Origin of the sequence: Spirillospora sp. NPDC048911 (assembly GCF_043198015.1) — a bacterium.
Lineage (GTDB): Bacteria > Actinomycetota > Actinomycetes > Streptosporangiales > Streptosporangiaceae > Spirillospora.
This window is the reverse complement of record NZ_JBICUD010000010.1, coordinates 410381-429434: the sequence shown is the minus strand read 5'-3', so window position 1 is coordinate 429434 and position 19054 is coordinate 410381. Positions and strand designations below refer to the sequence as shown.

Sequence of the window (19054 nt, the reverse complement as noted above, 5' to 3'; positions counted from 1 at the left end):
TTGGCAGGGGTAGGGCGAAGGTTGGCAGTAATGAGGGTCATGACTCGCTGATCCGTGGGTGAGGATTGGCCGGCGCGGTCACCAGGTGAAGAAGCCCTGGCCGGTCTTGCGTCCCAGGTGCCCGGCGGCGACGAGGTCGCGCAGGATCCGGGGCGGCTCGAAGCGGGGGCCGAGCTCGCGCGCCAGGTGCTCGGCGATGGCCAGGCGGACGTCGAGCCCGACCACGTCGGTGGTCCGCAGGGGCCCGATCGGATGGCGGTACCCGAGCGTCATCGCCGTGTCGATGTCGGCGGCGTCCGCGACGCCCTCTTCGAGCATCCGCATCGCTTCCAGCGCCAGGCAGACCCCGAGCCGGCTGCTCGCGAAACCCGGCGAGTCGGACACCGTGATCGGCGTCTTGCCGAGCGCGGTCACCCAGCGCCGGGCCTGCGTCACCAGCGCCGGCTCCGTGCCGGAGCCGACGACGATCTCGACGAGGTCGCTGACCGGGACGGGGTTGAAGAAGTGCAGGCCGATGAATCGTCCGGGGGCGGGCAGGCCGGACGCGAGCCCGTCGATCGACAGGCTGCTGGTGTTGGAGGCGAGCACCGCTTCGGGTGCCCGCGCGGCGGCCATGGCGAGGACTTCGGCCTTGAGCTCGGCGTTCTCGGGGACCGCCTCGATCACCAGCTCGCACCCCGCCAGGTCGCGTTGGTCGGTCGTCGTCTGGAGGCGAGCCAGGCTGTCGTCCAGCGCCGCCGCACCTTCGTTCCGCGCCGCCGCACCGTTGTCTGGCGCTGCCACACCTTCGTCCGGTGCCGCCGTGCGCTTGGCGTGTGCTTTGGCCAGGCTGCCGGCCACTCTGGCACGGGCCGCGCCGGCTGCTCGCGGGTCGTCCTCGACGATGACGGCCCGGCTGCCGGAGATCAGGAACGCGTGGGCGATTCCGGCCCCCATCCGGCCGCCGCCGATGATCCCCACCCGCTGCGGCAGGTCACTCATGATCGTTTGTCCTTCCGCCGGTCCAGGAACGCCGTCATGCGGTCGTGTTTGTCGGCGGTCTCGAACAGCACCGCCTGCGCGAGGTCGTCCACGAACGGATGGGCGTCCCGCGGAGCGTGGAACACCGCCTTGGTCAGCCGGGTCGCCAGCGGAGCCCGCGCGGTGATGCGGTCGGCGAGCCGGTGCCCGGCCGCGAGCAGGTCGTCCGGGTCGACCACGTCGTTCAGCAGGTGGACGGCCCGCGCCTCGTCCGCCGTGAGCACGCGGCCCGCGAGCAGGATCTCCTTGGCCAATGGCTCCCCGACGAGGTCGGCGAGGCGCCAGGCGGCTCCGGCCGCGGCGAGGATGCCCAGGTCGGTCTCGGGGTTGCCGATCTTCGTGCGCGGCGTGCCGATGCGGAAGTCGCAGGCGTAGGCGAGCTCGGCCCCGCCGCCCAGGGCGTAACCGTCGACGAGCGCCACGGTCGGCATGGGCAGCCGGTGGATCCGGTCGAAGATCTTCGAGTTGATGCCCTGGAGCGCGTCGTCCCGGCGCCTGTCGCGGAGCTGGCCGATGTCGGCGCCCGCCGCGAAGGCCTGGCCCTCGCCCGTGAGGAGGACGACGCGCGGCTCGTCCTCGACCGCGGCGCACGCCTCATGGAGGGCGCGGACCATCTCGCGGTCGATCGCGTTGCGGGCCTCCGGGCGGTTGAGCCGCCACACGACCCGGTCCGGGCCGTCCTCGATGATCAGGTTCGCGTCGGCGGTCATGGGCGCTCCACCAGTAGCGCGCTGCCCTGGCCCACGCCTACGCACATGGTCGCCAGCCCCCTCCGGCCGCCAGAGCGTTCGAGCCGGCCCAGCAGGGTGACGAGGATGCGCGTGCCAGAGGCGCCGAGCGGGTGCCCGAGGGCGATGGCGCCGCCGTCGCCGTTGACGGTGTCGATGTCGAGCCCGAGGTCGCGGACGCAGGCCAGGGACTGGGACGCGAACGCCTCGTTGAGCTCGACCGCGTCGAGGTCATCGACGCTCCAGCCGGTGCGTTCGAGCACCTTGCGGGTCGCCGGGACCGGTCCGATGCCCATGATCTCCGGCGCCACTCCGGCGTTCGCCGCCGCCACCAGCCGTGCTCGCGGAACCAGGCCGGAACGTTCGAGAAACCGGTCGCTCACCACGACGACGGCCGCGGCGCCGTCGTTGAGGGAGCTGGAATTGCCGGCGGTGACGACTCCGTCAGGGCCGTTGACGGGACGCAGCCGTGCCAGCCGTTCCAGGCTGGTGTCCGGCCGCGGGCCCTCATCGGTGTCGACGACGCCGCCGGCGACGGGCACGGGCACGATCTCGCCGGTGAACCGCCCGTCCTTGATCGCCGCGACCGCCCGTTCGTGCGAGCGCAGCGCGAACGCGTCGAGCTCGTCGCGGGTCAGGCCCCAGCGTCGCGCGACCGTCTCGGCGGTCTGCGGCATGGACGCGGTCGTCGCCTCGTCGAAGCGCGGATTGGTGAACCGCCAGCCGATCGAGGTGTCGAAGGACGGTCCCGGCTTGGCGAACGCCTTGGCCGGCTTTTCGGTCACCCACGGCGCCCGCGTCATCGACTCGACGCCGCCCGCGACGACCACGTCGGCGTCCCCCGCCGCGACGAGCGCCCGCGCGGTCGCGACCGCCGTCAGCCCGGACGCGCAGAGCCGGTTGACCGTGAAGCCGGGGACCGTGTCGGGCAGGCCCGCCAGCAGGGCGGCCATCCGGGCGACGTTGCGGTTGTCCTCGCCCGCCTGGTTGGCGGCGCCGAAAATCACCTCGTCGACGAGGCCCGGTTCGATCCCGGCCCGGCTGACCGCCTCCCCCACGACGAGGGCGGCGAGGTCGTCGGGGCGGACGTGGGCGAGTGCGCCGCCGTAGCGCCCTATCGGCGTCCGGACGCCGGACACGACGAAGGCTTCGGTCACAGAGCGGCTCCTGTGGTCGGGGTGCTGGTACGCACGCGGGCGGATTTCGGGGGCGGGGCGGGGCTCAGGCGTCGTAGTCGACGGTGACGCGATCGCCGGTCGGGAACGTCTGGCAGGTGAGGACGAAGCCACCGTCGACCTCGTCCTGTTCGAGCGCGTAGTTGCGGCGCATGTCGGCCTCGCCTTCGCTGACGACGGCGCGGCAGGTCCCGCAGACGCCGCCCTTGCACGCGAACGGCATGTCGGAACGCGACGCCAGAGCGCTGTCGAGGATCGTCGTCTCTTGGGAGACCGTCGAGGTCACGCGCCGGCCGTCGAGCACCGTGGTCAGCTCGGTGGTCGCCCCGGACGGTGGCGCGTCGGCGGCTCGCCGCGGCTGGGGTGGCGGCGCGTCGACGTAGAACAGCTCGACATGGACGCGGTCGGCAGGGACGCCGAGGTCGGCGAGCACCTTCCGCGCGTCCTGGACCATCTCCAGCGGGCCGCACAGCCAGACGTGGTCGAAGACCTCGGCGGGAACGAGACCCGTGAGCAGCCGCCGAAGCTTGCCGGCGTCGAGCCGTCCGGAGAACAGCTCGACGTCGCGCGGCTCGCGCGAGAGCACGTGCACGACCTGGAGCCGCGGCCCGTAGAGGTTCTTCAGATCGCCGAGCTCTTCGGTGAACATCACAGTGCGGCCCGTCCGGTTGCCGTACAGCAGCGACACTTGGGCCTGCGGGTGCGCCAACACCGTGGAGGCGACCGACAACATCGGGGTGATGCCCGACCCCGCGGCGACGCACAGGTGGCGTTCGCCGCGTTCGGGAGCGGCCTGCCAGGCGCCTGCCGGGGGCTGCACGTCGATGCGCGTGCCCGGCCTGACCTCGTGGACGAGCCAGGAGGAGAACAGGCCGCCAGGTATCTCGCGGACCCCGATGCGTGGTGAGTCACCGGCAGGCGCGCAGATCGAGTAGGACCGGCGGTGCTCCCGGCCGTCCAGGACGCGGCGCAAGGTGAGCGACTGGCCGGCGCGGAAGTCGTACGTGTCTCGCAGTTCAGCCGGCACCGCAAAGGTGATCGCGGCGGCGTCATCGCACAGCCGGTCGACCGCCGTGACGGTCAGCGGATGGAACACGGCCGACCGGGACTGCGCGGAAGCGGGCGCGGACGTGGTCATTCTCAGATCTCCTTGACGTGCTCGAACGGCTCGAGGCACTCGGTGCAGCCGTAGAGGGCCTTGCACGCGGTCGCGCCGAACTCCGACGTGAGACGGGTCGCGGTCGAGCCGCAGCGCGGGCAGGCGGGGGCGGCGCGCCTGGTCAGCCCGAGCGTGAGCGCCACCGGCCCGGACGGACGGGGCGCTGCTCCCGGAGGTGACACGCCCGCCTCACGCAGCGCGTCCCGCCCGCGCTCGGAGATCCAGTCGGTGGACCAGGGCGGCGTGAGGACGACGCGCACCTCGGCGCGGGGGAATCCGGCGTCGTTCAGGCGCCTGACCAGGTCGTCGCGCATGGTGGCCATGGCCGGGCAGCCGGTGTACGTGGGCGTGATCGACACGATGACGCTCTGCTCACCATCCGGACCCGGCCGAACGGCGACGTCGCGCAGCACGCCAAGATCGGCGAGGGTGAGCATGGGCATCTCAGGGTCGCGAACCTGCGCGGCGACCTCAGCCGCCCGCTCCCGGGCGCTACCCGTGCCCACCGCCTGGGCGTTCACGGCCGCCCGCTCTGGCGCGTTCACCAGCGCCCGCCAGGGTGTGCGCGCGCGACCACCTGCATCTCGGCAAGCAACGAGCCGAGCGCCTCGGTATGCACCCCGTCCCGCCCCATCTCCCCGCCAACACCGTCAGGTGTTGGGGTGGTTGGGCGGTCTACGGCGCTGACGGCGAAGACCTGGTTGAGGACGGCGTCCATCTCGTCGCGGAAGGTGGCCGGGTCGACGCCGGTACCGGCGGCGGCAAGGGCTTGCTCTGTCGGATGCGTCCAGGTCAGCTCGGGGTAGAGCGGCCACAACGATTCCAGCGCGTTCAGGAGTCTGCGGCGTGATTCCTCGGTGCCCTGGGCGAGGGTAAGGAACCAGCGTCCGGCCCAGTCGCGGTGGTAGGCGATCTCCTTGATGCCCTTGGCCGCCACTGCGGCCAGCACGGCGTCAGTGCTTCCCTGCAGCCGTTCAAGTAGCGCTAGCCGAGCCACCGAGAACAGCAGCAGACGTACGACCACGTGCGCGAAGTCACCGTTCGGCACCTCGACGAGCCGCACGTTGCGGAACTGCCCGGCGTCACGGAAGAACGCGAGCGCGTCCTCGGCGGGCACCGGTGAGCCCTCGGGGAGGGCGGGCACCATGGCCGGGTGCGCGGCCGCCGCCCGCGTCAGCAGCAGGCGGGCCTGCCCGAGCAGGTCGAGGGCCATGTTCGCCAGTGCGATGTCCTCTTCGAGGTCCGGTGCGCGGCTGCACCATTCCGACAGCCGCTGCGACATGATCAGGGCGTCGTCGCCGAGCATGAGGCAGTAGCCGGCGAGCAGGGCGGGGTCGGTGCCCTCGGGCACCGTGGTGTCGACGCCGGCCAGCGGGTCCTCGAAGTCGGTGCCGAACGCCCACTGGGAGGAGTCGCCGCCGAGCAGGCCGTCGTAGACGCTGTCGCTCATGGTGGTCGTGGTCTCCGATCGTGCGGTGGGGTGGGAGTCAGGGGCGCGGCGGTCACATGTGCGGGACGTTCTCGGGGATCTCGTAGAACGTGGGGTGCCGGTAGACCTTGTCGCCGTTCGGCGCGAACAGCGGGTCCTTCTCGTCCGGGCTGGACGCGGTGATGGCGTCGGCCCGCACGACCCAGATGCTCACGCCCTCGTTGCGGCGCGTGTAGACGTCGCGCGCGTGCCGCAGGGCCAGCGCGTCGTCGGGAGCGTGCAGCGACCCGACGTGGACGTGGTTGAGCCCGCGCTTGCTGCGGACGAAGACCTCGTAGAGTGGCCATTCGCGCCGGTTGTCGTTCGTCATCGAATCTCCTCCTCAGCCGAACGGGTCACTTCGCCATGGGCACGCGTCGCTTCGCCAGCGGAACGGGTCGCGAATGCCGTGGCCGCCTCGCGTACCCAGGCTCCGTCCTCGTGCGCGGCGCGCCGGTGGGCCATTCGCTGGGCGTTGCAGGGGCCGTCGCCGCGGATGACCGCGGTGAGCTCTTCCCAGTCCGGTTCGCCGAAGTCGTAGTGGCCGCGTTCCTCGTTCCAGCGAAGCTCGGGGTCGGGCAGGGTCACCCCGAGCGCCTCCGCCTGGGGAACGGTCATGTCGACGAACCGCTGCCGCAGCTCGTCATTGGAATTCCGCTTGATCCCCCACGCCATCGACTGGCCGCTGTTGGGGGAACGCCCGTCCGGCGGGCCGAACATCATCAGCGACGGCCACCAGAACCGGTCGACCGACTCCTGGACCATGGCGCGCTGGGCGTCGGTGCCGCGCATCATCGTCATCAGCAGCTCGTAACCCTGCCGCTGATGGAACGACTCCTCCTTGCAGATGCGGATCATCGCGCGGCCGTAGGGCCCGTAGGACGTCCGGCACAGCGGCACCTGGTTGCAGATCGCGGCTCCGTCGACCAGCCAGCCGATCGTGCCGACGTCGGCGTAGGACGGCGTCGGGTAGTTGAAGATCGACGAGTACTTCTGCCGGCCGGAGAGCAGCAGTTCGGTGAGCTCGGCGCGGGACACGCCGAGGGTCTCGCACGCGGAGTACAGGTAGAGCCCGTGCCCGGCCTCGTCCTGCACCTTGGCCAGCAGGATCGCCTTGCGGCGCAGGGACGGCGCGCGCCCGATCCAGGCACCCTCCGGCTGCATGCCGATGATCTCGGAGTGGGCGTGCTGGGCGATCTGGCGCACGAGCGTGCGGCGGTAGGCGTCCGGCATCCAGTCGCGGGGCTCGATGCGGTCGTGGCGCGCGATCGTCGCGTCGAACGAGGCCTGGAGCTCGGGCTCCACCGGGGTCGTCGTCACTGGTCCCTCCGCACGTCGACGTATTTACTTACCGATCGATCAGTAATAACGTTGGCACGAGTCGGCGTCCCCGCGCAAGTGGCGCCGGCGGTCAACGTCGGCGGATGTCCGAGGTCGCGGGTACCGTGCGGCCCTGAGAGAGGAGACAGCGTGAGCGCCCTGCTGGAGAGCTATGCCGCCGGACGATGGTTCCGTGCGGCGGGCGACGGGGAGCCTTTGCTCGACGCCGCGACGGGCGAGGAGGTCGCGCGCCTCTCGAGCCACGGCCTCGACGTCGCGGCCATGGTCGGCCACGCGCGCCAGATCGGCGGTCCGGCGCTGCGCGCGCTGACCTTCCACGAGCGGGCGGCGCTGCTCAAGGCGCTGGCCAAGCACTTGATGGCCCGCAAGGACGAGCTCTACGCGCTGTCCGTTCGCACCGGCGCCACGTCACGCGACACGATGGTCGACGTCGACGGCGGCATCGGCACGCTCTTCAGCTATGCGAGCAAGGGCGTGCGCGAGCTTCCGAACGACACGGTCGTCCTCGACGGAGGCCTGGAGCGCCTCGGCAAGGGCGGCACGTTCGTCGGCCAGCACCTCTACGCGTCCCGGCCAGGCGTCGCGGTCCAGATCAACGCGTTCAACTTTCCCGTCTGGGGCATGCTGGAGAAGCTGGCCCCGGCGTTCCTCGCGGGTCTGCCGACGATCGTCAAGCCCGCGAGCCAGACCGCCTACCTCACCGAGCTCGCCGTCCGGCAAATCATCGAATCGGGCATCCTGCCGGAGGGCACCCTCCAACTGCTCGCCGGCAGCGCGACCGGCCTGCTCGACGCCCTGACGATCCAAGACAGCGTCGCGTTCACCGGGTCGGCGCACACCGCGGGCATCCTGCGCCGCCACCCGAACGTGCTGGACGGCGGCGTCGTCCTCGGCGTCGAGGCCGACTCGCTCAACTGCTCGATCCTCGGCCCGGACGTGCAGCCGGGCGACCCCGAGTTCGACCTGTTCATCAAGGGTGTGGTCACCGAGATGACGGTCAAGGCGGGCCAGAAGTGCACCGCCATCCGCCGCGTGCTCGTCCCCGAGCCGATGGCCGAGCCCGTCATCGAGGCGCTCTCCGCGCGCCTTGCCAAGGTGACCGTCGGTGACCCGCGCAACCCGGACGTGCGGATGGGCGCGCTCGCGAGCCTTGGCCAGCGCGACGAAGTCGCCAAAGCCGTCGAGGCCCTCCGCGCCAGCGCCGAAATCGTCTTCGGCGACCCGCAGAACCGAACCCTCCTCGACGGCGACCCCGAACGCGGCGCGTTCATGAACCCGCTCCTGCTCCATGCGCGCCCCGGCGCCACCGAGCCCCACGACGTCGAGCCGTTCGGCCCGGTGAGCACCGTGATCACCTACGACGGCCTCGACTCGGCGATCACCCTCGCGGCCCGCGGCAAGGGCAGCCTCGCCGCCTCCTTGATCACCCACGACCCCGAGGTCGCCCGCACGATCGTGCTCGGCCTGGCGCCCTGGCACGGCCGCGTCCTCGTGCTCGACCGCGACGACGCCAAGGAGTCCACCGGCCACGGCTCACCCCTGCCCGTCCTCGTCCACGGCGGCCCCGGCCGCGCCGGCGGCGGCGAGGAGCTCGGCGGCATTCGCGGCGTCCTGCACCACATGCAGCGCACCGCCGTCCAGGCGTCCCCCGACCTGCTCACCGCCGTCACGGGCCGATGGACGACGGGATCCAAACGCCTCACAACCGACGTCCACCCGTTCCGCAAGTCCCTGGCCGACCTGCGCATAGGCGACACGATCAGCTCCGCGACGCGCACGGTGACACTGGACGACATCGAGCACTTCGCCGAGTTCACCGGCGACACCTTCTATGCGCACACCGACCCCGAGGCCGCCGCGCGCAACCCCCTCTTCGGCGGGATCGTCGCCCACGGCTACCTGGTGGTCTCCCTGGCCGCCGGCCTCTTCGTCGACCCGCCGCCCGGCCCGGTCCTCGCCAATTTCGGCGTCGACGGGCTGCGCTTCCTGACCCCCGTGAAGGCCGGCGACACCATCCGGGTCGCTCTCACGGTCAAGCAGATCACCCCGCGCAGCAACGCCGACTACGGCGAGGTGCGCTGGGACGCCGTGGTGACCAACCAGAACGACGACCCGGTCGCCACCTACGACGTCCTCACCCTGGTGGCCAAGACCTGGCCGCAGCCTGAGGAGCAGCGATGAGCGAGACCCCGGTAGCCGTCGACCGCGACGAAGCCATAGCCGTCGTCACACTCAACCGCCCCAACCGACGCAACGCACTGGACGCGAGTACCAAAACCGCCTTGCGCCAGGCACTAGAAGAGACGGCCGCCGACAACACCATCCGCGCGCTCGTCCTCACCGGAGCGGGCACCGCGTTCTGCGTGGGCCAAGACCTGGCCGAGCACGCCGCGGCCCTCCAAGCCGACCCGGCCCACGCGTTCGACACGATCGACGAAGACTACGCGCCGATCATCCGGCTCCTGGCCACCATGGCCAAACCAGTGATCGCCGCCGTCAATGGCACCTGCGTGGGCGCCGGCCTGGCCCTGGCGCTCGCCTGCGACCTACGCGTGTTCGCCGACGAGGTAACCCTCGCCACCGCCTTCACAGCCATAGGCCTCACCTGCGACTCGGGCCTGTCGTCAACACTCCCCCGCGCCGTAGGCGAGTCCCGCGCCCGCGAGCTCATTCTCCTAGGCGAGAGCTTCACCCCCACCCAGGCCATCGCCTGGGGCATCTCCGGCCGGATCGTCCCCCAGGCAGACGTCGTCGCAACGGCCCGCGAGCTCGCAGCCCGCCTAGCGACCGGCCCGACCGCCGCCTACGCCGAATCCAAACAACTGATCGCACAATCCTGGGGCCAGGACCTAGCAGCATCCCTGGCCACAGAGGCCAAGGCCCAAGCCCGCCTAGGCCTCACCGCCGACCACTCCAACGCCGTCGAGTCGTTCCTCTCCAAACGCAAACCCACCTTCGAAGGCCACTGAAAACCAGACCGGCGCCCCGGCAACCCGGGGCGCCGGCCCCGCACGCTCTCGACGAGCCGCTAGTCGTTCAGTCGTGCAGAGCGAGTGACCAGTGTGAGCTCAGCGTGGCCACCGACCTCCTGCAGACGCGGCACCAGTTCGTCGTCGCCGACGCGTTCCCGAAAATGTTCACCCTGATGTCCAGGCCCGGATCTGATGCCCGGCCGACCGCCGGGCGCGAAGGCCCGCCGAGCAGCTCGTCATGCAGCCCGTGCGCGATCAGAGTCCGATCAGTGCGGTGTGAATGTGGTCGTCGAGCTCGGCGACGAACGCCTCACCGCGCCACGACCTCAACTCCAAGCGCGCCCGGCGGAGACGCTGGGCGGGCACGCGGCCTCGCGTCGCCGCCGTGAGATCCACGCACGCGTGAAGCTGGTCGGCCGACTCTTCGGCGGCACCTTCGTCTCCTGTGCGCAGTCGCGCCAGGGCCCGGTCGGCGAGCACGATGGCTCGCTGCACCCGCTCGCGTGGCTGGGTCAGCGTATGAGCGGACTTGGCCAACTGCTGCTCGGCGGACTGTGCTTGGCCGAGGTAGATACCACAGACGCCCTCGAATCCGCGCAGCATGCCTGTCGAGAACGCGGCGGGCATCGGGTCGCCGTCCAGATCCCCATCCAGGTCATGCCACGCCAGATGCAGCGCGGCCTGAGCATGGCGCCGTTGCGTCGGCGTGGACCGGGCCGCCATCTCTGCCTGAAGCGCATGTGCTCGTGCACGCATCAGGACGCTCGGGCCTCTGCGGGCATCCTGCACGGCCGTGTCTGCGATCCGCCGTGCGCGTGCCACGTCCCCGGTGGCGTAGAACACCACCATCGTCTGGCTGGTCCTGATCAGGGCGCGGTGGGAAGCTCGATCGACCCGATCGTCTGCACTGCCTCTTCGTACAGCCGAAGCGCTGCGACGTCGTCATGTGACTCGAACGCCAGGCGGGCAGCTAGTGCGAAGGCACGGCCGGCGACGTCCTGGAGCCGGACGCGGATGGCGCCGGGCTGCTCGCCGACGAGGAGCTGCCGGCAGGCGTCCACCACGGCGGCTTGCGCCAGGTGCAGCCGGACGAAGGGCACCGAGCCGATCTGCGCGTTGACCGCGTCGCTCACCGTGGCCAGCTCGTCCATGACTGGTTCATCCACGCGGTCCGGGTCAGCGAGCGCCGACGCCAACCCGGCGCGCAGCGGCGCGCCTATGAAGGCGAGGAGCCCCAGACCACTGGCAGTGACCGCATTCGTCACTGCGGCGCGCAGCTCGCTTAGCCGGGCCGACGTTGCGCCAAGGTGCGCGAGGGCGTCCAAGAGTGCGGAGAAGTCCGAGCCGGGGCCGATCGCCGCCGCCCCGGTCGCCGTCCGCGCGTACACGTGGCAGAGCAGCAACTGGTATTGCTCGTCGGGCACCGACCGGCCGCTTTCCCACCGAGCGATCGTGCGCTGGACGCTCGCGGTCTGTGCGGCGGCGATCCGCGCGATCCGCAGCCCACCGGCGTGCCCGCGGAGCGCCTGGGCCAGTGCCGCCCAGGACATGCCCCGGGACGTGCGCAGCCGCCGGAGGGCGTCAGCCCCCGCTTTCCGCTGCATGTCCATAGTCGCAGTACACCACCCGGTGCGTCACACAGGCACGGTGAGCCGCGGTTTGTCCTGACTTGCCGCATAGTCCAACGTAAAGATCGTTCCGCTGGTGATTTTGCCCGCGCGCGGAAACCCGATCACGAAATCGGACCGGTCGACCATGTATTCGTTGCGCGCGTGGTAGCCGTCGGTACGAGTCTCCCCGCCGAGCTCCACGACCGCCTCCAGCCGGCCGACCTCTCGCGTGGACGCGATCGCCTGGCGCGCTTCCGCCGGCTGGTCCGCCAGCAGGGCAGGAACGACGACGACGAGACTCGCCTCAACCTCGCTTGCGAGCCAGAGCAGCGCCAGCGAGTCGATCCCGATGGCGCCGCCGAGGTAGAACCGTGTGCCTTGCCGTGCGAACGGCCTGATGAAGACCTCGAACAGGTCCCGATAGCCCGCCAGGGGCCGGTGACCGGTCGTCCTGGTTCCGGTGACCGTGACTGCTTGCGGCATCGCACGCCCTCCGTGTGTCATCGGATGTCATCTGCCGCTGGCTTCCGAACATCGATGTACTCAGCGACATGGACGGACTGACAAGCTTGCCAGGTTGCTCGGAGCCCGTGGCCTCTGGGCGACGGAGGGCTCCGTCGCGGAGCTGGCCGTCAGGAATCCGGTGGCATCCGGTCTCACTGAGGTCGTCCACTGCGACGCTGGCCGTTACCTCACCTCATGGAACTACGAGCTCGGCCGGGTCGGCGAAGAGGGGGGCGCCGCGGATCGGCTGGCGTTCCTGCTCGGCGTGCCAGCCAGGAACGCCTCATGAGGTCTCAGGATCCGCTCGCCCGCGCCATCGTGCTCGACCACGATCATCCGCACTGGGTGATCTGGTGGGGGTCCCGGACACACCGGTTCTGGGCTGTTCCGCGTTGGCGCGCCGTTGTCCAGATCATCGAGGCCGACGACGAAGGAACACTGCTACGTCACATGCGTGACGTCGAGGCTCACGGAGTCGTGTCGCGGTGAAGGTCACCGAACACCTGGACGCGCTCGGCCGGGCGCTTGCGCTGCGCGGGGTGTCCAGCGTGCCGAAGTACGACCAGATTCCGCCACGGCAACGCGTGTTCCTCCCGGAGACTCCGCGGTTCGGTGACAGCCTGCATGTCGAGGACGGCCCGGACGGTGAGCCGTGGTTCTACTCCTCCACCGGTGCGCCGCTCGCGCCGGTCCGAGACGTGACACACGCAGCCGAACGCATCGCTCGTGAGCTCGCCGCGTACCTACCCGTCGTCAGACCACCTCAGCATCATTCGGGTGCAGTCGCGCGCGCATCGAGAAAGGGGATTCGAGATGGGCAAGCATGATGAGAACGCCTACTGGTGGTGGCAGGGACTCGGCTGCCCGACGGCTGACCGCTGGGGTCTGACCGTCACCCCTGAGGGCCAGTCCGTCTGGCTCGACGACAACCCAATACCCGGCGGCCCGTAGCAGTTCGCCGATCAGCCGGTGTTCGCGGTGACTGCGCGGGCGAATCGGGATGGGTGCAGTTCGATCGCAGTGACCGGGTCGACTTGCGGTGCGCGTGTCTGCTGGTGACGGGCTTGCACTCACGGGTGATCGTCCGCACGGAAGGCTGACGGTCGGTATCCCTCGTCGCGCAACGCTGAGCGGTAGGCCGCGTCCATGGCGCGGCGGGTGAGCGCCTTGGGCGCGGTGGCCAGGCCGCGCGAGAGCAGGCGGGTGGCGCGGCCGCCGTCGGTGTTGGACGCCAGGTGCTCGGCCGCGATCGCGTTCAGGTCCGGTAGCCGCTCGGGATCGCGTGGGCCGCTCCACAGGGCATGGGTGGTCGTGGTGGGTGCCAGGTCGGCGTGTTGGACGTGCACGACGATCGCCGCGTGTGGTGGCTTGTCGCGCAACGCCATCGTCGCCAGCAGCGTCGGGTCGGTGCTGACCTGTGCTGTGCCGCTGAGGTAGGCGACCTCGCCACGGCCAGGAACCAGTGCGGCGAGCGAGACGTCCGCGCAGGTCATGAGGTTGTGCAGGGTGTCGGCTCGCTTGTTGCCGCGGCGGTCGGGGACCGCGATGGTGGCGCCGTCGAGCACGCGCAGAAAGCCCGGCCCGTCCCCGCGCGGGCTGGTGTCGGCCCGCTCGTCGCCGTCGCGCGAGGAGATGACGGCGAACGGCGAGGCTGCCAGGAACGCGCAGACGCCCGGCGTGGACAGCGGCCCCTCGGCCGGGGCGGCCGGAAGGGAGCGCGCAGGCGAGTCCGGGACGACCGTCCACAGCTTGGCGCGCAGCACGCACCGTGCGCAGTGCACGTAGGCCTCGGTCATGTCGATCGCGAGGCGCCCGTCACCGACGTCGGCGGCGGTGCCGTTCAGCCGGAAGGTCTCCCCGAGCCCGGGGAGCAGGAACACCATGGACACCCCCGTGCCGAGCGCAGGGATCGGCGCCCCGTCCGGCATCCCCAGCGACAGGCGCGTCCGCGACTCGGCGTGCGCGAACCCGGCCGTCCCGCCGACGAGCATCGTGCGGGACGCGCCGGTGGCATCGCGGATGCCCAATGCCGCCACCGGAGCGGCCGCCAACACCGCCCGGCAGCCCTCGTCGAGGACGCCGGTCGCCTTCAGCAAAACCATCCTGGACGGAGTTCCGATGATCGCATCGATGTCGGCGACCGTGGTCGGTGTACGCATGCCCTCTCCTCACCTGTCCGTCCCGACGGTAGGGTGACCAGACGGCGGCCGGTGGCCAAGGTGTGCCGTGATCTGGCCAGGATCGGAGAGTGGCGTGCCGGGAACCGTGATGGCGACCGCGCGGACCGAGTTCGACCGCGGTACCTCCTTCGGCCTGCACGTGCACCCCTTCCACTTGCTGAGCTGGTCCGAGACGGCCACCGTCACCCACCGCACCACCGACCGCGATTGGCTGGTGCCGCCGACCCACGCGCTGTGGATGCCCGCCGGCGTCCCGCACGCCGTGGCGGTGGTGCGCGGCGGGCGCGGCTACGGCGTCATCCTGAACGCGCGGCACACCCCATGGACCGAGCCGACCGGAGTACTGGTCACACCGCTGGTCCGGGAGCTGATCGTGCACCTGGACCGGCATCCGCAACAGGCACGTACGCCGGCCGAGGCGCTCCTGGTCGAGCTCCTGGAGCCTGTCTCCACCACGACGTTCCAGCTCCCCATCCCGACCGACCCGCGCCTGCGCGACATCACCGAAGCCCTGCTCGCCGATCCCGCCGACGACCGCGACCTCGCCGCGTGGGCCGACCACGCCGCCACCAGCGTGCGCACGGTGACGCGGCTCTTCCAGGCCGAGACCGGGATGACATTCGCACAATGGCGCACCCACGCCCGCATCCGCGCCGCACTCACCCACCTCGCAGACGGTGCCCCCGTCCGAGCGACGGCGCGCGCGGTCGGCTACCGCAAGCCCGCAGCCTTCGCCGAGGCGTTCCGCCGGGTCACAGGCCAGCTCCCCAGCGCCTACACCGCCCCGTGACCGGTCTCGCCGAACTGCCTCAGACTCCCTCGCGACACCGTCCCGCCACAAGCGTTATAGGGCCGCAGACGAGGGCGATCGCGCGCCGTCAAGGAAGACCGGGCCGGGAGCAGGGCGAGCGACCAGTGTGAGCTCAATGAGCGCATCCCTGTCAGACCGCTGTGATCGCCGTCCGGTTTCGCAGCCCACCTCAGACGAAGAGGCGCTGTGCGGAGTGCCGCATAGCCTGTCGGGATGATCACCTGCGTGGTTGACTACGAGATCGATCCCGGCAAGATCGACGACTTCGAGCGCTTCGCGCGCGCCTGGATGGAGCTGGTGGAACGGCACGGCGGCGTCCACCACGGGTACTTCCTGCCGGCCGAGGGCGCCAGCGATGAGGCCCGCGCGCTGTTCAGTTTCGACAGCCTGGCGGCCTACGAGCAGTACCGATCGCGGTTCGGCTCCGATCCCGACTTCATCGCCGCCGATCAGATCCGTGACCGGAGCGGCTGCGTCATCCGTTACCGCCGCACGTTCATGCGCCCCCTCCTGCCAGCGAGAAGCTGATCATGGAGCGGCGCGGTCAGCGGCCGATGAGGCGGTGGACGAGGGTTTCGGTGTAGGCCTGGGTGAACTGGGACGGGGGGCCGGAGATCTGCACCTCACCACCGGTGATGGGCGTGGCCACCTGCGCCGGTTCGGAGACGAGCGAGCCGCCGATGAGCATGGCCATCCGCCCGGCCGGGAACTGGCCGTTGAACGCCTCGGCGGCCTTGCGGGTCAGTTCGGTGAAGCCGGACGTGTCCGCCGAGGTCAGCGTGATACTCACGGTCCATGTCGAGGAGCCCTGCGCGGGGTTCGGTGGCGTCGCCGCGACTTTCTCTAGGCGGCGAACGGTCAGCGCGTCCGGGCCCAGCTTCACGCATTCGTTGCCGCTGGCAAGGGACGGAGCCTTGCAGGGCGGGCTCGATGTGCCTGCCAGCAGCGTGAACGTCAGCGGCTCACGCAGGTCGACGGGGCCCGACGACGCGGGGGGCTCCCCCTTGCCTCTGCCGATCGGAACGGCAACGTCGTCGCCCCCGCTGTCGTCGCTCAGCAGCACGAAGATGATGACGCCACCGATCAGCACGATGAGCACGGCGACGAGGGCGATGACCGTCCGCCTGCCGGTCGGCGGCTGCGGGGCGGGCGGTGGTGCCGGGGGTTGAGCCAAGGCCGTTTCCGTTCGTCAGGGTCCGCCGCACGGGCGCATAGGAGCGACCTTAGACAGCAGATCGTCTACTGCCGAGCGAAATACCGATCCAGCGGTAATCCGACCTTGTGCGGCGGAGCTCAGCCGAAGGTTCTGGTCCCTTTGGGAAGATCCGGTTGAGCTGGGTCCGTACCGGCTGGACGGGCGGTCGGGCCATGGCGGGTTCGGGGTCGTGTGCCTCGGGCGCTCCAAGGACGGTGTGCCGGTGGCAGTGAAGGTGCTTCGTGACGACAGCGGTCATGGTCGCGGCCGGAGAACGCTTCGTTCGCGAGGTGGAAGCGGCTCGGCGGGTTCCGTCGCATTGCACGGCCCGCATCGTGGACGCTGACCTCGCTGGGTCATCCCGCTACATCGTGAGCGAGTACGTCGAAGGACCGACCTTGCAGCAGGCGGTCGAGGAGAGCGGGCCGCGCGCGGGGGACGATTTCTTACGCCTGGCCATCGGGACGGCCACCGCGTTGACCGCGATCCACAAGGCCGGGGTCGTGCACCGTGATTTCAAGCCCGCCAACGTCATTCTCGGCGTGAGCGGTCCTCGCGTCATCGATTTCGGTATCGCCCGCGAGGCGAACACGTCTTCTGAGCTCACCCAGGGTGTGATCGGCACCCCTCCGTACATGGCGCCCGAGCAGGCGCAGGGGGCGCAGATCACCTCCGCCGTCGACATGTTCGCCCGGGGCTCGGTCATGGTGTTCGCGGCGACGGGGCGCCCGCCGTTCGGAACCGGTCCCTCGGCGGAGATCTTCGATGCGATCCGCTGGGCTTCACCGGACCTCGGCGAGCTGCCGGGCGCCGTGCGTTCGCTGGTCGCCGACTGCCTGGCGAAAGAGCCCGCGGACCGTCCCACCGCCAAGGTGGTCCTGCTACGGCTGCCCGGACACGACGATGAGCCGGACGTGGCCAAGGTCGATCGTGCTCGTCGCCGCGCTCATCGGCGTCCCGCTCGGGCTGGTGGCCATCGGAGTCGCGGTCGCGAACATCGACTTTGACGTGAGCGACAAGCCCCAGGTGGCCGTCCCCACGGAGCTCTCCGGCGACTGGACGGGCACCGCGACCAGCGTGGACGGGAACGGGCGGCGGCTCATCCGCATCCATCTTCCCATCGGACAGGCGACGGGCACCGCCCTGTATCCGCTCTCTCGCTGTAGCGCGCTGCGGATGGCGGGCGACCAGCTGGTACTCGAAAAGAAGATCAAGAATTACGGCGACGCCTGCGAGGACGGTGAGCTCCGCATCCGCAAGCGCAAGGACGGCCGGCTCAGCGTCCTGTCCTATGCCGAGTTCACCTCCCAGGTCAACTCCACGACGATCATGTCGCGTGCGTCGGCGAAGGGCCCGCTCCAGCTACCGGCTTCCTTCAAAGGCACCTGGGTCGGCAAGACAACCGGCACGGACGCCCGGACCACCCTCGATCTCGACAACGAGGCCCCCGAAGCCGTCAGCCAGGTCGCCCGCAGCGACTGTTACCGTGACCGGGGCCGTGCCGTGCCGATCGCGGTCAACGGCAAGCGGGTGACCATGTTGGCGAACTTCGGCGGCAGCGGGTTCGGAGTGTGCGGGTCCAGCGGGTCGTATGAGCTGACACTCCGCGGCCCCCGCACCATGACCTTCGTCTTCCGCGAGGACGGGAGCGAGGACACCGAGCGCGGAACCTTCCGCCGCGTCGACTGACTAGGGCTGATGGACGGACGTGGTGTGGGCCAGGTCGATGGCCGTCCATGCCATGGCGGTGGCGCCGTCCAGGACTGCCCTGTCGGCGGTCGGGGTCGCGCATGCCGCGGTGAATTCGGGCTGGTGGTTGACGGCGGGCAGGCAGTCCAGGCCCAGCATGGGGTGGATGGTGGGGACCACATGGGAGACGTTGCCCATGTCCGTGGCGGCGCCGACCGGGGCACCGGCGGGGAGGTCCGGGAACACGCGGCCGAGCGCCTCGGCGTTGGCCCGGTAGAGGCGCAGCATGGCCGCGTCCGGGCGGAGGTCCGCGTAGTCAGGGGCCGGTGGCGTGATCGTCAGGTCGCATCCGGTGGCGAGGGCTCCGGCCTCGAAACAGCGCAGCACGCGGGGCTTGAGCTCTGAGAGCGCCTCCAGCGTTGCGGAACGGACGATCCATCGGCCTTCGGTAGCGTCGGGGATCACGTTCGGTGCGGTGCCGCTCTGGGTGACGATGCCGGCGATCCGGTCGTCGGGAGTTGTCTGCTGGCGGAGCAGTCCGATCGCTACCTGAGCGATGGTCATCGCGTCGGCCGCGTTGACGCCGCGCTCGGGGTAGGCGCCGGCGTGGGCGGGCTTGCCCTGGTAGGAGACCTTGAACTGCGCCACCGCCGATCCGGGCATCGCGGCCATCTCGACGGCGGCGGGGTGGACCATCATCGCGGCGTCGAGATCCGCGAAGGCGCCGCGTTCCAGCATGAGGACCTTGCCTCCGCCGCCCTCCTCCGCCGGGGTGCCGAGCACGGTCACGGTGAGGCCCAGATCGTCGGCCAGGCCCGCCAGCGCGGCTCCGGCGCCGACCGCGGCGGCCGCGATGATGTTGTGCCCGCACGCGTGCCCCATGTCGGGCAGCGCGTCGTACTCGGCGCAGATGCCGATGTGGAGCGGACCTGAGCCGACGGTCGCGCGGACGGCGGTGGGCAGGTCGTAGCAGCCGTGCTCCACCTCGAAACCGGCCATGTGCAGCGCTTCGGCCACCCAGGTGCTGGCGCGTGTCTCCTCGAAGGCCAGTTCGGGGTGGGCATGGATGCGGTGGGACAGGCCGATCAGGCGGTCACTCCAGGCGGCGACCACCTCCGCAGCGTGCCGCTTTGCAGCTGCACCCATGTCGTCCGCTGCGGACTTCGCCGCGGCTGCGGCTGCGGCTTCTTGCGTGGGTGCGG

General features: G+C 70.6%; 24 protein-coding genes. 10 read left to right on the top strand and 14 right to left on the bottom strand.

What is annotated here, in order from left to right:
- Nucleotides 1–78: 78 nt before the first annotated feature.
- The 8 genes from ACGFNU_RS39045 to paaA all read right to left on the bottom strand — a co-directional run bounded on the left by ACGFNU_RS39045 (nucleotide 79) and on the right by paaA (nucleotide 6870).
- Entirely contained in the window at nucleotides 79–981 is a 903-nt protein-coding gene (locus tag ACGFNU_RS39045; protein ID WP_392601621.1) for a 3-hydroxyacyl-CoA dehydrogenase family protein, read from the bottom strand.
- Nucleotides 978–1730, bottom strand: coding sequence for an enoyl-CoA hydratase/isomerase family protein (locus tag ACGFNU_RS39040; protein WP_392601620.1), 753 nt, complete (start codon nucleotides 1728–1730; stop codon nucleotides 978–980). The genes ACGFNU_RS39045 and ACGFNU_RS39040 overlap by 4 nt, the downstream gene beginning before the upstream one ends.
- A complete protein-coding gene (locus tag ACGFNU_RS39035) occupies nucleotides 1727–2905 on the bottom strand; it encodes a thiolase family protein (RefSeq protein WP_392601619.1) in 1179 nt (392 codons plus the stop codon). Before ACGFNU_RS39035 ends, ACGFNU_RS39040 begins: the two co-directional genes overlap by 4 nt.
- 64 nt (nucleotides 2906–2969) lie before the next feature.
- Nucleotides 2970–4061, bottom strand: coding sequence for a 1,2-phenylacetyl-CoA epoxidase subunit PaaE (gene paaE, locus ACGFNU_RS39030; RefSeq protein ID WP_392601618.1), 1092 nt, complete (start codon nucleotides 4059–4061; stop codon nucleotides 2970–2972).
- Between the two features lie 2 nt (nucleotides 4062–4063).
- Nucleotides 4064–4630, bottom strand: a complete 567-nt coding sequence (gene paaD / locus ACGFNU_RS39025) for a 1,2-phenylacetyl-CoA epoxidase subunit PaaD (protein ID WP_392601682.1) — start codon at nucleotides 4628–4630, stop codon at nucleotides 4064–4066.
- A complete protein-coding gene (gene paaC / locus ACGFNU_RS39020; protein WP_392601617.1) occupies nucleotides 4624–5532 on the bottom strand; it encodes a 1,2-phenylacetyl-CoA epoxidase subunit PaaC in 909 nt (302 codons plus the stop codon). The genes paaD and paaC overlap by 7 nt, the downstream gene beginning before the upstream one ends.
- 52 nt (nucleotides 5533–5584) lie before the next feature.
- Nucleotides 5585–5881, bottom strand: a complete 297-nt coding sequence (paaB, locus tag ACGFNU_RS39015) for a 1,2-phenylacetyl-CoA epoxidase subunit PaaB (protein ID WP_392601616.1) — start codon at nucleotides 5879–5881, stop codon at nucleotides 5585–5587.
- Nucleotides 5878–6870, bottom strand: a complete 993-nt coding sequence (paaA, locus tag ACGFNU_RS39010) for a 1,2-phenylacetyl-CoA epoxidase subunit PaaA (protein WP_392601615.1) — start codon at nucleotides 6868–6870, stop codon at nucleotides 5878–5880. Before paaA ends, paaB begins: the two co-directional genes overlap by 4 nt.
- A gap of 150 nt (nucleotides 6871–7020) precedes the next feature.
- Here paaA and paaZ point away from each other — a divergent pair, with 150 nt between their 5' ends.
- Together paaZ and ACGFNU_RS39000 are read left to right on the top strand one after the other, a co-directional pair.
- Nucleotides 7021–9072, top strand: coding sequence for a phenylacetic acid degradation bifunctional protein PaaZ (gene paaZ, locus ACGFNU_RS39005; RefSeq protein WP_392601614.1), 2052 nt, complete (start codon nucleotides 7021–7023; stop codon nucleotides 9070–9072).
- Nucleotides 9069–9860: an enoyl-CoA hydratase/isomerase family protein gene (locus tag ACGFNU_RS39000; RefSeq protein WP_392601613.1), complete on the top strand. Its 792-nt coding sequence runs from the start codon at nucleotides 9069–9071 to the stop codon at nucleotides 9858–9860. Before paaZ ends, ACGFNU_RS39000 begins: the two co-directional genes overlap by 4 nt.
- Nucleotides 9861–10118: 258 nt before the next feature.
- On the opposite strand, the gene ACGFNU_RS38995 is transcribed toward ACGFNU_RS39000, so the two are convergent.
- The 3 genes from ACGFNU_RS38995 to ACGFNU_RS38985 are packed head-to-tail and all read right to left on the bottom strand — an operon-like array spanning nucleotide 10119 to nucleotide 11956.
- On the bottom strand, nucleotides 10119–10712 hold the full coding sequence (locus tag ACGFNU_RS38995) for a hypothetical protein (RefSeq protein WP_392601612.1): 594 nt from the start codon (nucleotides 10710–10712) through the stop codon (nucleotides 10119–10121).
- A 17-nt stretch (nucleotides 10713–10729) separates the two neighbouring features.
- On the bottom strand, nucleotides 10730–11473 hold the full coding sequence (locus ACGFNU_RS38990) for a hypothetical protein (RefSeq protein WP_392601611.1): 744 nt from the start codon (nucleotides 11471–11473) through the stop codon (nucleotides 10730–10732).
- Between the two features lie 24 nt (nucleotides 11474–11497).
- Entirely contained in the window at nucleotides 11498–11956 is a 459-nt protein-coding gene (locus tag ACGFNU_RS38985) for a hypothetical protein (protein WP_392601610.1), read from the bottom strand.
- A gap of 94 nt (nucleotides 11957–12050) precedes the next feature.
- On the opposite strand from ACGFNU_RS38985, the gene ACGFNU_RS38980 reads away from it, so the two are divergent.
- The 4 genes from ACGFNU_RS38980 to ACGFNU_RS38965 are packed head-to-tail and all read left to right on the top strand — an operon-like array spanning nucleotide 12051 to nucleotide 12928.
- Nucleotides 12051–12266 (top strand): hypothetical protein, encoded by a 216-nt coding sequence (locus tag ACGFNU_RS38980; RefSeq protein WP_392601609.1) that lies wholly within the window; start codon nucleotides 12051–12053, stop codon nucleotides 12264–12266.
- Nucleotides 12263–12466 (top strand): hypothetical protein, encoded by a 204-nt coding sequence (locus tag ACGFNU_RS38975; RefSeq protein ID WP_392601608.1) that lies wholly within the window; start codon nucleotides 12263–12265, stop codon nucleotides 12464–12466. The genes ACGFNU_RS38980 and ACGFNU_RS38975 overlap by 4 nt, the downstream gene beginning before the upstream one ends.
- Nucleotides 12463–12804: a hypothetical protein gene (locus ACGFNU_RS38970; RefSeq protein WP_392601607.1), complete on the top strand. Its 342-nt coding sequence runs from the start codon at nucleotides 12463–12465 to the stop codon at nucleotides 12802–12804. Before ACGFNU_RS38975 ends, ACGFNU_RS38970 begins: the two co-directional genes overlap by 4 nt.
- The gene (locus tag ACGFNU_RS38965; RefSeq protein ID WP_392601606.1) at nucleotides 12791–12928 is read left to right on the top strand and encodes a hypothetical protein; all 138 of its coding nucleotides are present in this window, start codon (nucleotides 12791–12793) and stop codon (nucleotides 12926–12928) included. The genes ACGFNU_RS38970 and ACGFNU_RS38965 overlap by 14 nt, the downstream gene beginning before the upstream one ends.
- Before the next feature lie 119 nt (nucleotides 12929–13047).
- On the opposite strand, the gene ACGFNU_RS38960 is transcribed toward ACGFNU_RS38965, so the two are convergent.
- Nucleotides 13048–14136, bottom strand: a complete 1089-nt coding sequence (locus ACGFNU_RS38960; RefSeq protein ID WP_392601605.1) for a pyridoxamine 5'-phosphate oxidase family protein — start codon at nucleotides 14134–14136, stop codon at nucleotides 13048–13050.
- A gap of 94 nt (nucleotides 14137–14230) precedes the next feature.
- Here ACGFNU_RS38960 and ACGFNU_RS38955 point away from each other — a divergent pair, with 94 nt between their 5' ends.
- A complete protein-coding gene (locus tag ACGFNU_RS38955; protein ID WP_392601604.1) occupies nucleotides 14231–14947 on the top strand; it encodes an AraC family transcriptional regulator in 717 nt (238 codons plus the stop codon).
- 246 nt (nucleotides 14948–15193) lie between these two features.
- Nucleotides 15194–15496 carry an NIPSNAP family protein gene (locus ACGFNU_RS38950; RefSeq protein ID WP_392601603.1) on the top strand — a complete coding sequence of 101 codons (303 nt, stop codon included), beginning with the start codon at nucleotides 15194–15196 and terminating at the stop codon, nucleotides 15494–15496.
- A 16-nt stretch (nucleotides 15497–15512) separates the two neighbouring features.
- Here ACGFNU_RS38950 and ACGFNU_RS38945 read toward each other — a convergent pair whose 3' ends face one another.
- Nucleotides 15513–16142: a hypothetical protein gene (locus tag ACGFNU_RS38945; RefSeq protein WP_392601602.1), complete on the bottom strand. Its 630-nt coding sequence runs from the start codon at nucleotides 16140–16142 to the stop codon at nucleotides 15513–15515.
- Nucleotides 16143–16405: 263 nt separating this feature from the next.
- On the opposite strand from ACGFNU_RS38945, the gene ACGFNU_RS38940 reads away from it, so the two are divergent.
- Both ACGFNU_RS38940 and ACGFNU_RS38935 read left to right on the top strand, forming a co-directional pair.
- Complete coding sequence (locus tag ACGFNU_RS38940; RefSeq protein ID WP_392601601.1) at nucleotides 16406–17170, top strand: serine/threonine-protein kinase; 765 nt, start codon at nucleotides 16406–16408, stop codon at nucleotides 17168–17170.
- On the top strand, nucleotides 17067–17852 hold the full coding sequence (locus ACGFNU_RS38935; protein WP_392601600.1) for a hypothetical protein: 786 nt from the start codon (nucleotides 17067–17069) through the stop codon (nucleotides 17850–17852). Before ACGFNU_RS38940 ends, ACGFNU_RS38935 begins: the two co-directional genes overlap by 104 nt.
- Here ACGFNU_RS38935 and ACGFNU_RS38930 read toward each other — a convergent pair whose 3' ends face one another.
- Nucleotides 17853–18965: a M20 family metallopeptidase gene (locus tag ACGFNU_RS38930; RefSeq protein WP_392601599.1), complete on the bottom strand. Its 1113-nt coding sequence runs from the start codon at nucleotides 18963–18965 to the stop codon at nucleotides 17853–17855.
- Nucleotides 18966–19054 lie beyond the last annotated feature (89 nt).

What these genes read in the sequence shown, in the direction of transcription:
- ACGFNU_RS38985 (WP_392601610.1), bottom strand. Translation starts at nt 11,956, where the DNA reads ATGCCGCAAGCAGTCACGGTCACCGGAACCAGGACGACCGGTCACCGG.
- paaC (WP_392601617.1), bottom strand. Translation starts at nt 5,532, where the DNA reads ATGAGCGACAGCGTCTACGACGGCCTGCTCGGCGGCGACTCCTCCCAG.
- ACGFNU_RS38965 (WP_392601606.1), top strand. Translation starts at nt 12,791, where the DNA reads ATGGGCAAGCATGATGAGAACGCCTACTGGTGGTGGCAGGGACTCGGC.
- ACGFNU_RS38960 (WP_392601605.1), bottom strand. Translation starts at nt 14,136, where the DNA reads ATGCGTACACCGACCACGGTCGCCGACATCGATGCGATCATCGGAACT.
- ACGFNU_RS38935 (WP_392601600.1), top strand. Translation starts at nt 17,067, where the DNA reads ATGAGCCGGACGTGGCCAAGGTCGATCGTGCTCGTCGCCGCGCTCATC.
- paaE (WP_392601618.1), bottom strand. Translation starts at nt 4,061, where the DNA reads ATGACCACGTCCGCGCCCGCTTCCGCGCAGTCCCGGTCGGCCGTGTTC.
- ACGFNU_RS38990 (WP_392601611.1), bottom strand. Translation starts at nt 11,473, where the DNA reads ATGGACATGCAGCGGAAAGCGGGGGCTGACGCCCTCCGGCGGCTGCGC.
- paaB (WP_392601616.1), bottom strand. Translation starts at nt 5,881, where the DNA reads ATGACGAACGACAACCGGCGCGAATGGCCACTCTACGAGGTCTTCGTC.
- ACGFNU_RS39000 (WP_392601613.1), top strand. Translation starts at nt 9,069, where the DNA reads ATGAGCGAGACCCCGGTAGCCGTCGACCGCGACGAAGCCATAGCCGTC.
- ACGFNU_RS38995 (WP_392601612.1), bottom strand. Translation starts at nt 10,712, where the DNA reads ATGGTGGTGTTCTACGCCACCGGGGACGTGGCACGCGCACGGCGGATC.
- ACGFNU_RS38975 (WP_392601608.1), top strand. Translation starts at nt 12,263, where the DNA reads ATGAGGTCTCAGGATCCGCTCGCCCGCGCCATCGTGCTCGACCACGAT.
- ACGFNU_RS39040 (WP_392601620.1), bottom strand. Translation starts at nt 1,730, where the DNA reads ATGACCGCCGACGCGAACCTGATCATCGAGGACGGCCCGGACCGGGTC.
- ACGFNU_RS39045 (WP_392601621.1), bottom strand. Translation starts at nt 981, where the DNA reads ATGAGTGACCTGCCGCAGCGGGTGGGGATCATCGGCGGCGGCCGGATG.